General features: G+C 41.2%; 10 protein-coding genes and 1 tRNA gene. 8 read left to right on the plus strand and 3 right to left on the minus strand.

Annotation, left to right across the window (positions count from 1 at the left end; translation table 11 throughout):
* The first annotated feature begins 175 nt into the window (after positions 1-175).
* From L650_RS0117720 to L650_RS0117745, 6 genes are all read left to right on the plus strand, one after another.
* Positions 176-252 (plus strand) — tRNA-Arg (locus tag L650_RS0117720).
* A gap of 461 nt (positions 253-713) precedes the next feature.
* Entirely contained in the window at positions 714-1,892 is a 1,179-nt protein-coding gene (locus L650_RS0117725) for an exo-beta-N-acetylmuramidase NamZ domain-containing protein (protein ID WP_029773933.1), read from the plus strand.
* 9 nt (positions 1,893-1,901) lie between these two features.
* A complete protein-coding gene (pbp4b, locus tag L650_RS0117730) occupies positions 1,902-3,566 on the plus strand; it encodes a penicillin binding protein PBP4B (RefSeq protein ID WP_029773934.1) in 1,665 nt (554 codons plus the stop codon).
* A 187-nt stretch (positions 3,567-3,753) separates the two neighbouring features.
* Positions 3,754-5,130 carry a Na+/H+ antiporter NhaC family protein gene (locus L650_RS0117735; RefSeq protein ID WP_029773935.1) on the plus strand — a complete coding sequence of 459 codons (1,377 nt, stop codon included), beginning with the start codon at positions 3,754-3,756 and terminating at the stop codon, positions 5,128-5,130.
* Between the two features lie 174 nt (positions 5,131-5,304).
* Positions 5,305-7,047 (plus strand): potassium/proton antiporter, encoded by a 1,743-nt coding sequence (locus tag L650_RS0117740; RefSeq protein ID WP_004587502.1) that lies wholly within the window; start codon positions 5,305-5,307, stop codon positions 7,045-7,047.
* A 216-nt stretch (positions 7,048-7,263) separates the two neighbouring features.
* Positions 7,264-8,913: a P-loop NTPase fold protein gene (locus L650_RS0117745; protein WP_029773936.1), complete on the plus strand. Its 1,650-nt coding sequence runs from the start codon at positions 7,264-7,266 to the stop codon at positions 8,911-8,913.
* 86 nt (positions 8,914-8,999) lie between these two features.
* Here the strand turns inward: L650_RS0117745 and L650_RS0117750 are convergent, their stop codons facing one another.
* The 3 genes from L650_RS0117750 to L650_RS0117760 are packed head-to-tail and all read right to left on the minus strand — an operon-like array spanning position 9,000 to position 10,811.
* Complete coding sequence (locus L650_RS0117750) at positions 9,000-9,611, minus strand: hypothetical protein (RefSeq protein WP_029773937.1); 612 nt, start codon at positions 9,609-9,611, stop codon at positions 9,000-9,002.
* Positions 9,598-10,170 (minus strand): sigma-70 family RNA polymerase sigma factor, encoded by a 573-nt coding sequence (locus L650_RS0117755; protein WP_085065520.1) that lies wholly within the window; start codon positions 10,168-10,170, stop codon positions 9,598-9,600. Before L650_RS0117755 ends, L650_RS0117750 begins: the two co-directional genes overlap by 14 nt.
* 14 nt (positions 10,171-10,184) lie before the next feature.
* Complete coding sequence (locus L650_RS0117760; RefSeq protein WP_029773939.1) at positions 10,185-10,811, minus strand: energy transducer TonB; 627 nt, start codon at positions 10,809-10,811, stop codon at positions 10,185-10,187.
* Positions 10,812-10,956: 145 nt separating this feature from the next.
* Between L650_RS0117760 and L650_RS0117765 the strand changes: the two genes are divergently transcribed.
* Together L650_RS0117765 and L650_RS0117770 are read left to right on the plus strand one after the other, a co-directional pair.
* Complete coding sequence (locus L650_RS0117765; protein WP_029773940.1) at positions 10,957-11,418, plus strand: DUF3087 domain-containing protein; 462 nt, start codon at positions 10,957-10,959, stop codon at positions 11,416-11,418.
* Positions 11,419-11,452: 34 nt separating this feature from the next.
* A partial coding sequence (locus L650_RS0117770) for a low molecular weight protein-tyrosine-phosphatase (RefSeq protein WP_029773941.1) occupies positions 11,453-11,815 on the plus strand: 363 nt, incomplete at its 3' end.

Consider the following 11,815-nt stretch of genomic DNA (forward strand, 5'->3'; position numbering starts at 1 on the left):
CCAGGCGGTCGGAGGTTCGAATCCTCCTGCGCCCACCACTTTCATAAATAAGCCGACAAAAGTCGGTTTTTTTGTGTCTGAAATAGCATATAAGTTAAGCGCATATTTTACGATGTATACTTATATTTATTGTTTCAGAAACTCCACTTAGAGTATAAATAAAAAAAATGAAAGTGGGCGCATAGCTCAGCTGGATAGAGTACCTGGCTACGAACCAGGCGGTCGGAGGTTCGAATCCTCCTGCGCCCACCACTTTCATAGACTCTGCTTAGAGTATAAATAAGTAAAGTGTTGGCTTAAAGCCAAGCGGTCGGAGGTTCACTCTTAGAAGATACGTCCTGCGCCCACCACTTTCATACATAAGCCGATATTAAGTCGGTTTTTTTGTATCTGAATTTTGAGAAAGCTATCAGCTATGCCAAACAAACACCCCAGCTAAAAATCTCAGCGTAGACATAGAGCTTGCTCACATTAGAAGCATAGCTTCTAATTACTTATGCATTTATTCAAAACTATTTACGAGCGATGCTCGTCGCGCTAGCAAGCTTAGCGCCTACGGGGAAACTTTAACTCTGAGTTAAATCGTCGTAGACGTAAGCGTGCTCATGTAAGAAGCGCTGCTTCTAGTTATTTATGTACAGCTCAAAACCATTCACTGCTCTTTAACTTAAGCTGTGGTATTTTAAACACCTTGCTTAAAAGGAACTTGCTGTATGTTTAAAGCTGTATTCATCACCTGTGTTTTACTATTTATTATCACTATTTTTAATGTGGGCGCGCACGCTCACACAGCTCAAACAACGCCAATTGTTGGCGCTGCTCAATACAAACATTATTTGCCACAGCTACAAAATAAACGTGTTGGCCTTGTGGTAAATCAAACATCGCTTGTTGAAAATACTCATTTGGTTGATGCTTTACTCACTAAAAATATAACCATAACCAAAATTTTTGCACCTGAGCATGGCTTTAGAGGCGATCACGACGCTGGAGCCCATGTTAAAAATGCGGTTGATAGTAAAACCGGTATCCCGCTTATTTCTATTTATGGCAAAAACAAAAAACCAAGCGCTGAGGCTCTAAGCGAAGTAGATGCTATTATTTTTGATATACAAGATGTGGGCGTGCGCTTTTATACCTACATAAGCTCTATGCATTACATGATGGAAGCCGCAGCCGAACAAGGTATTGAGTTTATTGTGCTTGATAGGCCAAACCCCAATATTACCTTCGTTGATGGGCCAATACTTGAGCGCCAATTTAAATCGTTTGTAGGTATGCACCCAATACCCGTGCTGCACGGCATGACGGTAGGCGAGCTTGCAAAAATGATCAAAGGCGAAAGCTGGATCAATAAAGCGGCTGATTTAAAGCTTACTGTGATCCCGGTTGATCATTACACGCGCTTAACATCCTACAGTTTACCTGTAAAACCCAGCCCTAATTTACCGAACGATCAATCAATTGCGCTGTATCCGTCGCTGTGCTTTTTTGAGGCAACCCCTGTAAGTATTGGCAGAGGCACCGACTTTGCGTTTCAAGTAATTGGCTACTCGCCCGTTACGCTTGGGGATTTTAGTTTTACACCGCGCTCTATTAAAGGGGCGGCAGCAAACCCTAAATTTAAAAATACTCCTGTAAAAGGGCTCGATTTACGCACAACAAACACGCGCGGGCTTGATTTAAGTTACTTAATAACGGCTTATAATAAATTATCTAAAAACAATATTACCTTTTTTGAACGCGCTGATTTTATGGATAAATTGGCTGGTACCAACAAACTACGGTTAGCTATTGAAGCAGGGCAATCAGAGCGGCAAATAAAACAAAGTTGGCAGCAAGGGCTTGCAGCATTTAAAAAGCAACGAGCGCCGTATTTGCTGTACAAGTAAGGGGTGCAAATGGCTTTAGTAATAAAAAAAACATTAAGCAGCTGTTTTAAAAAGGCTTTATTGGCGCTTGTTAGTATTACTCTTGTAGCGTGCAGTACGGCAAATAAGCCAAATGAGTTTACAGCAAGTGAACTTAAGCAAAGCAAATTAGTAACGCTTCCAAACGCCCAAGTTATTGTCACTTTTCCTGAGGCTAACCCAAGTAGCCGTGAGTACGTAAATAACCGTGGCACATTTAAAGCGTATAAAGGGCGAGGGCAGTTATTAATTCAAAATAATAACGCGATAAGCGCCGATATTTTTATAAATAACCAAAAGCTTAATATTACCAACCAATTAGCCGCCAATACTTTATATGAGTATTCGCTAGCAAGGCGCACCCACAACGGGGTAAATACGTTTAAGGTTGAAAATATTAAACCTAAAGGCGCAAGCCTTACCTTGCGCTTTGAGTTTCCAACCTTAAGTACCGCTGCGCAAAGTAATATAGACTTTAGCCAGGTCGATGCCCTTATTGAAAAAGACATACAAGCTGGTTTTCCTGGTGCTGTATTGGCTGTTATTAAAAGTGGTGAACTAATAAAGCTTAGTGCCTATGGCGATGCCAAACAGTACCAGCAAAGTGATTTAATGCTACTACGCCCAGAGCCAATGCAAACACATACTCTGTTTGATTTAGCCTCTAACACCAAAATATTTGCCACTAATTTTGCCCTTATGAAACTTGTAAGCGAAGGGCTTTTAAATATAAACAAGCCCGTACAAAGTTACTTACCCGAATACAAAGGTGATGGCCGCAAGCTGCGCACAGTTAAAGATTTACTCACGCATACAGCGGGTTACCCTCCGGTGTTTGATTTTCATCGTAAAGGCGCTAAAAATGGCGATGCGTATTTTTCGCAAAATAGCCAAACTACAAAGCAGCTGTTACTTACGCAAGTGCCGCTGAGCAATAAATACCCCGCACAAGCTGTTTACTCCGATATTGATTACATGATTTTAGGCGTACTAGTTGAGCGTATAACCGGGCAACCACTTGATGACTACCTAGAGCAACACATTTACGCCCCACTTAAACTGACCAATACGGTATTTAACCCACTTAAAAAGGGCTTTAAACGCGCTGAATTTGCAGCAACCGAGCTTAGCGGCAACACTCGTGATGGCCGTATTACCTTTGATAATATTCGTACCAATGTTTTACAAGGCGAAGTGCACGACGAGCGAGCATTTTATTCGTTTGATGGCGTAGCAGGGCATGCCGGCTTATTTAGTAACGCACCCGATTTAGCTGTGCTTTGCCAAGTACTATTAAACCAAGGTGGTTTTGGCAATACCCAGTTATTTAGCGCATCAACCTTAGCGCAGTTTGTAACGCCACAATTAAACAACGAAACCTATGGCCTAGGCTTTAGGCTTGCAGGTAACAACCAAGCCAGGCGTTGGCATTTTGGCCCTTACGCAAGTGCACAAGCGTATGGGCACACTGGCTGGACGGGCACAGTAACGGTTATTGATCCAACCTACGATTTAGCCATTATTTTATTGACCAATGCACGGCACACAAAAATAAAAGGAAGCCAAAAACATTACCAGTTTTTGGGCAAACAATACGAGACCGCGCAATATGGCTCGGTGGTATCGCTTATTTACGAAGCACTACTAAATCAATAAATTATCGTTTAGGCTAAAACGGCCTAAGTGCAGTGCCTTAAGTGATTTATTTGCAGGTGACTTAACTAAGCCAATCCATTAAGCTAAGCGGTTTACAAATTCAGGCCACATTTTTAAAACGGCCTGTAAAATAAGCGTTTCAACGTGAATAAAGCGAACGCACTTCGCTATTAATAAAGGTTAATTTATGTCTTGGTATTCTATATTACCGCCGCTCATTGCTATCGCTATCGTATTTTGGCGAAAAGAAGTAATAATGGCACTTTTGGTGGCCGTGGCTTCATCAGAATTTTTACTCGCTATACAAGGCGAGGGTAATACCTTATTTGCTACATTTTTAAATACCATTGAGCGCATAATATCGGTAGCCAGCTCGCCGGGTAACACTCGCATTTTAATATTCAGTATTATGATTGGTGCCTTGCTTGCCTACATACGCGAATCAGGCGGCGTAGCAGCCACCGTTAATATGCTTATGAATAAAGGCATTGCAAAAAGTAAGCGCCAAGTTGGCTTTTTAACCATGTTTACCGGCATCGCGGTATTTATAGAGTCAAACCTCAGCGTATTAACCTCAGGTATTGTATCGCGAGGCTTGTTCGACAAGTTTAAAATGAGCCGAGCCCGTCTTGCTTATATTATTGATAGTACCAGTGCACCGGTGTGTATTTTAATATTACTTAACGGTTGGGGCGCATTTGTACTGGGTTTACTTGGCAATTACGAGCTAAGCGAATCGGCAGTTTCTATTTTATGGGGCAGCGTAGGGTATAACTTTTACGCGATTATCACGTTAGTCATTGTGTTTTACACTATCGCGTTTGATAAAGTACACGGCCCAATGAAAGAAGCCGAGCAAAAGCTAGAGCTGCAAAAAACCGATCTAAAAGAAGAAGTAAAAGGCTCTAAAGCGCGTTACATGCTAGTGCCATTACTTACCCTAATTGTGAGCATGGTAGGCTTTATGTTTTACACCGGCAACGGCGTACTTGCAGAAGGCAGCGGCTCTAAATCGGTTTTATACGCAACGGTATTAGCCATTGTAGTTGCATATGTTTTAATGATTAGCTCGCGCCAATTTACTCACCATCAATTAGTCGATACCGGCTTTAAAGGCATGGGCGAGTTATTACCGCTGGTGAGCATTGTATTGCTTTCACTTACACTGGGCGCAAGCTTAAAAGAGCTAGGCACGGGCGTATTTGTCGCATCACTAGTGGGCGATTACCTACCTATTTACTTAATTGTACCAGTGCTGTTTTTAACCGGCGCGGTTATGTCGTTTACTACGGGTACATCGTGGGGCACATTTGCCATACTTATTCCTATTGGCGTACCGCTTATTCAAGCGCTCGGTTTGCCACCTTCACTGGTGGTAGGCGCTATTTTAGGCGGCGGTATATTTGGCGATCACTGCTCGCCTATATCCGACACCAGCGCTGTATCGGCACTCGCCTCGGGGTGTGATTTACTCACCCACGTTAAAACGCAGCTACCGTATGCGTTATTTGGCGGCGCACTGACGTTTATAGCGTACTTAGTAACAAGCATAATAGTGTTATAAAATTTGCTCGTTTAAATACTCAAAGGCCTGCTTAATCGCAGGCTTTTTTGTTTTAAATATGCAGTTAAGTACCCGTATTTATATTTTTTAGGTTATTGTATGGTATGAGCTTTAAGCTTTTTAATAGCTATAAATTCTTACTTTTTAACTTATACAAGGCTGTAAACCCACACTATGTTTGTAATAGATAATATCATTCTTGTTAGTGCCATTTTAATTTTACTAGGGGTTATCTCGAGCAAGCTATCTGCGCGCGTTGGCTTACCCGTGCTGGTGCTATTTTTACTGGTGGGCATGCTTGCAGGTGAAGACGGTATTGCAGGTATATCATTTGATAACGCAGAGGCGGCTCATGCTCTAGGCACGCTAGCACTGGCTATTATTCTATTTGATGGTGGGCTACAAACGCCAACCAGTTCAATTAAACAAGTGTGGAAACCTGCTTCGGCTTTAGCAACGGTCGGGGTGCTTTTAACGGCTGTAATTACCGGTCTTGTCGCCACTTATATTTTAGACTTACCCGTATTACAAGGCGTTTTGCTGGGCGCGATTGTGGGCTCAACAGATGCCGCTGCCGTATTTGCACTTTTACGTAGCGCCGGTATTCACCTAAATAAAAAGCTTAAATCAACCCTTGAAATAGAAAGTGCCTCGAACGACCCAATGGCTATTTTTTTAACGGTTGGTTTGCTCGAAATGCTAGTGAACGACATGCCAATAGGGTTGGGTTTACTGCAGTTATTTGCCCAGCAAATGGGCGTAGGCGCCGTTTGTGGGTTTTTAATTGGTAAGGTGTCGGTGTGGTTTATTAATCGAATAAAATTAAATGCATCAGGTTTGTATTTAGTAATGGTAACCGCATTTGGGCTGCTTTCTTTTGGCCTTTCTGCAACGCTTGGCGGCAGTGGCTTTTTAGCTGTATTTATAACCGGCGTTATTTTAGGTAACAGTAAATTTGTATATAAACGCGGCATTTTTCTGTTTCACGATGGTTTAGCGTGGCTTGGGCAAATAACCATGTTTGTTGTATTGGGGCTTTTAATTAACCCCTCGTCGTTGGTTGATGTATGGCTAGAAGGGTTGTTAATAGCACTGGCACTTATTTTTGTTGCTCGCCCACTAGCGGTAGCGCCAATTTTAAAATTATTTGGCTTTAATAATCGCGAAACATTATTTGTATCTTGGGTGGGGCTAAGAGGCTCAGTGCCGATTATTTTAGCTATATTCCCACTGTTGTTTGGCCTTTCAGGGGCGGAGCTTATTTTTAATGTGGTTTTTTTCGTGGTGTTAATCTCGGCCACGTTGCAAGGCTCAACTATGCCTTGGATGGCTAAAAAGTTAAGTTTAATAGAGCCGCCACCCGATTTAGCAGCTGCAACGCTCGAAATTACCGCCTTAAATGATATTGATATAGAAATTGTAGAGTACACGTTAAGTGAGGTTTCTCGCGTTTCTGGGCGCAGTTTGTCACATGCTGCACTACCAGAAAGTGTAGTTGTAGCCATGATCACACGAGGGCCTTCAATCATACCGCCACGCGGCTCAACTAAACTAAAACCAAACGATCATTTATTTGTTGTTTTAAAACCCGCTAACAGACCTTTTGTTGATTTAGTTTTTACAGCAACCGATAAAACAAACCACCAAGACAGTCACTTAGCGCGCAACGAACTTAAAGTGAAAGGGGTTACGCTAGTAGGCGATATATTTTACTCATATCACATGAAAATAGACGCGCCAGAGGGTATAAGCTTGGAAGAAGTGATCAACCAAAAGCTCTCAGGAGAAATCAGTAAAGGCTCAATTGTGGTTATTGGTAATGTTCAACTACGCGTTATAACAATGGTACATACACGTATAGTGACCATCGGCTTAAAATACTTACACAATCCAGAACAACGACTTTTAAAGCAGTAGTCATTAACGCTGATTTATAAGATATTAGCGAAGTAGGTTGGGTTGAGTGACACGAAACCCAACGTATCACCGATGCAATGAGCAAACCCAAAGCTAATTATATGTAGTGTTTGTTGTAGGCGTACAGCGCTGGCGCGTCGGGCGTTAGCTCGGAGAACTCAGCGATAGAGCGTTTTATATTGCACTATGTAAAAAAGACTATTTAGAGGGAATTAAATGAAAGAATTTAATTGGAGTGAAGCAACTAAGCCACCATTAGAGGAATATTTTCCTGCAGATAAATTAGATAGAGCTCGCTACGCCACTTTCTTATCAAGGCTATTGGCTCAAGAAGGTTATGACGAAAGTAGGCCTGATGATGAGCAAAAGAAAAACTATGTATTAAATCTCAATGCTGAATGGGGGGCAGGTAAAACCTATTTTCTTAAGCGTTGGTCACGAGAATTAATAGTAGATTTTCCTGTTGTATATATTGATGCATGGCAGCAAGACTATTCAGACGACCCATTTTTAACTGTAATTGCAGGTATCATCAAGCAGCTTCAACGTCAGGCTAAGTTTAATATAACTATTCCTAAGAGTGCAGTTTCTATGTTTAAGGCCGTTGCACCTGCTATTGCACAAGGCCTAACTAAAAAAATATCAGGCATAGATTTAGATGAGTTACACACATTACTATTCTCTGATGAAGAAATTGAAGATGATCAAAAGCAAAATTCTAACAAGTTAACTGGCAGCGACTTTTCGCCTGCTGTAAAGGCGCTTGCGCAAAACTTAATTAAAGATCATGAAGCTAAAAACAAAAGTATTGAAGTAATAAAATCTAAGTTAGATGATTGGGTCTGTAAGTTTGAAAAGCAAAAAGATAAGTCGTTACCTATATTTATTTTTATTGATGAGTTAGACCGTTGTCGCCCAAGTTATGCAGTAGAAATGCTAGAGACGATTAAACATATTTTTGATGTAAAAGGTATCGTATTTGTCGTGGCTACGGATACCGATCAGCTTCAACATACAATTAAATCAATTTATGGTGAAGGGTTTGATGCAAAGGTTTATTTAGGCCGTTTTTTTAATAGTCGTTACAGTTTAAAGCGTCCTGTTTTAAAAGACTTTTTATTAGTACACAGCGATACAACTAAATTTGAAACTGCGTATTTAGAAAGTAAAAATATTGAGCTACTCCCCCGCACAGAAAACCCCGAAACTGCTTTAGCTAATATTTCAGTTGTATTAGATGCCTTTGAGGTATCAGCAAGAACAGCTATTCAAATTACTGAGCGTATTACAGCTATTATTGTGAATTTACCAAGTGGTAAAAAAATTGATGTACTTGTGCTCACGGTTTTGTTTTGTATCTATGAAAAAGATTATTCTTTATATGAAGAAATAATAAGTGGAAGGTTTAAGAGAACAAAACTAACTCAGAAAAGCGATACACAAAATATAAAGTTATCTGATTATTTATCAGAAGAAATACTACCCGTAGATTTAGAAAGGGATGTTATATTTTTTATTGATTCAAAATTATATAGTAAGGAGCCGAACTGTATAATTAACCGCTACAAAGATACGAAGAAAGTAATTAAATTAAAGCATTACATAGAGTATTTTTTCTGCCAAATTTTTGTAGTTGAAACATCACTTGTTTTTGCAGGATTTGGAAACACACAGGGGAGGAAGTTAACTGAATTAGAGCAAGCTGAAAAAGAATTACGGGAATGCAATGATTCTACTCAATATGAAGTGGCTAAGTCTTTGATTAGATATATTTATGTAAAAGATGCATATAACAAAATTACTAAAGAGCAATATCGTGATTTTATAGAGCTTTCCTCACCATTAGATTATATGGGCGATAGTTAACTACCTCTGTGCAGCGCGAAGCGCCTCTGTGTTCTCGGTGGTAATAAATATCTAAATTACCACCAACATTAACTGAGCTAAACCACCTAAGCCCCACACTGCCTAACCCCAACTCCCGCATGTTTAAGCGCTACAATCTGCCCTTTACCGTTATGCGCCATAGCCAGCATATCACCCGTATTTAGACCACTTTCTACCGCATGTTTACCCTTTAAATCACTGAGCAGTGATTGCTTAATTTGTACCAGTACCTCGTCATTACAGCTGGCTATGAACCAGTCGTTATCAACCTTTACGAGCGTGCCGTATTCTATGTGGCGTTGTTGGTGTAAGCGCAAGCTATTAGCGTGCTGAGTATCGAGTGCGTGTTTTTGCTCGGTAATGGCGCTTGTGTAACTGCCCGATGGGTTTATTTCGTGGGTTTTAATAATTGAGTAGTCGTGAATATCGATAGTGTTAAGCACCGTTTTAGGTGCGTAGTTAATGCCATTGCTGTTATCAAATACAATAAATGCGAATACGCCCAGTGCGCAGGCAAGGCTGGTTAACTGTAGCGTAAAACTAAGCCTTGAGGGCTTTTTATGGCTTGCATTGTTAAGTAACGCTTTTTGTTGGGAAGCGCTGAGTGTAGTGCGTGCTTTTCGCTCTTTGTAGTGTTGAGTGAGCTTTTGATCAAACTGCTCATCAGGCTTGTTCATTGTTTGCTCCTAATAAACGTTTAAGGTTTTGCTTGGCATAGCGCAGCCTTGTTTTTACGCTCTCATGGTTGCTTTGCGTTATAAGCTCTATGTCGGCAAGGCTAAAGCCTTCTTGTTGTAAGGTAATGGCTTCGCGTTGCACAAAGCTCAGTTGCTTGAGTGCGCTATCGAACGCTTGGTAATTTATATTGCTAATACTATTGTTATTACCTTGCTCATTTTGCTGCGCGGGTAGGTGGGTGTTTTCGTCAAGCTCTACAAAGCGCTGCTGTTTGCGGTATTCGTCTACTAATGTGTTGCGCGCGAGTTTAAATAACCACGCTTTTGGCGTGGTTTGAGCTTGGTAAAGGTGGCGTTTTTCGATTACTTTTAGCCAGGTTTGTTGGCTTACGTCGTATGCTAAATGCGTATTAGATTGCGTCACCAGGTAGTGGTATAAGTCGTTACTGTATAAGGCAATAAGCTGCTCTAAGTGGCGGTTGTCGCCACTTTTTGCGTAACTTGCCATGCAATCCTTGCTTGGCGTTTCAAATAACCATGACTTAATACTGAGTAGCATAGGCGTTTAGTCCGTTAAATAGAGTTATCTAATTTAAAATCGAGCTGTACGGTTTGATCTGTTTGTAATTGTGCCACACCTTCTATTACTTTGGGGCGATATTTCCAGCGTTTTATGGCTCTTATTGCTTCGCGGTCAAAGGTACGTTTGGGCTCGGCATTTATTACCACTGGGTTTATTACTTCTCCGGTGGGCGAAATACTAAAGCTCAGTTGTACCCAGCCTTCTATGCCATTACGCGCAGCAGATGTTGGGTATTTTGGATTTATGCGCACTATGGGTGTTGCATCGCCTGTTGGGCGGTTAATCGTGCTATTTATGTCATCTCCAAAATCATCAATAGTGATTGGTGTTAATTCGTTAATCGCTATTACAGGGTCGTTTGAGGTATCGATTGGTGGCGCTTTAGGCGGCGTTTTTGGCACAGGCGGTGGTGGCTGTATTTTTTGTATATGCCTAACTTGTGAATCCTCTGGCGCCTGAAAAATCTCTACAATAATATCGTCGCCGAGTTTTATAGGTGCGCGCTGCTCGCCACTAATTAAGTATTGCATAAATGCAAAGGCGGCAAAGGTCATTACTGCGCCGNCGGTTGATGTTTTAATAAATGCTGAATTATTGGGTACTTCAAGTGTGTGCATGAGCCGCTCCGAGTAAACTTATTGGGTTGTTTAAAAGCTATAACGGAGGGCAAATCAAAAAGGGGTTAAATAATTTTATAAAAATTGCGGGGTTTAGTTACAATAGCGTTCGCTATATTTTTACTTATTAATTTTTTAGGCTGTTATGCAACTCATACAAATAGATAAAGCACGTTACCGCAAACATTTAAATAGGGTAATTGTAGGGTGTGCGGCGGGTTTAGCTGTTGGCAGCTTGGCTATATCGCAAACGTTAATTGCGTTGTTTCCTGATGAAAGCGGGAGTCACTTTCATTGGAATTTAACCGGTGTTGTTATAACAAGTTTAGCCATTGGCTGGCTGTTAAATAAATACCGTACCCATAGTTTTATGACCGAAGTGGTGTACGTGTGGGAGCTTAAACAAGCGCTTAATAAAGTAACCCGCAAAATGCCAAAGCTAAAAGCGGCAGGGCGCGAGGGTAATACCGATGCATTGTTAGCGATTCATTATAGTTATGCGGGCTCACGGCNTATAAAACAAGCCGAGCTTGATAGTGTGGCGGCCAAGTATAACCTGACTTTAAATGCCGATGACTATAACGAGGCTATATTAAAACAGTTTTAAAGCCTAGGTGGTTAAATTAGCTAAAGGAGCCTTAATGAAAAAAGTACTGATAGTGTGTTTAGGTAATATTTGCCGCTCGCCCACAGCAGAGGCGGTGTTAAAAGCGCGCGCTAAAAAATTAGGTGTTGAGGTTAAGGTAGACTCGGCAGGGACTATTGGCTACCACGAAGGTAAAACGCCAGATAGCCGCTCAATGGCTGCGGGTGAAAAACGTGGTTATAGCTTTAAAGGTATTTTTTCGCGCCAAGTGCGTAGCAGCGATTTTACTGAGTTTGATTTAATTTTAGCGGCCGACACACAAAACTTAGCTGACTTAAAAGCGCAATGCCCCACCCATTTACATTACAAGCTGGCATTGTTTTTAGAATACGGCGAGCAAAGCCAAAGCGCCATACCC

The sequence above is a fragment of the Pseudoalteromonas sp. TB51 genome (genome assembly GCF_000498055.1).
Classification (GTDB): Bacteria; Pseudomonadota; Gammaproteobacteria; order Enterobacterales; family Alteromonadaceae; genus Pseudoalteromonas; species Pseudoalteromonas atlantica.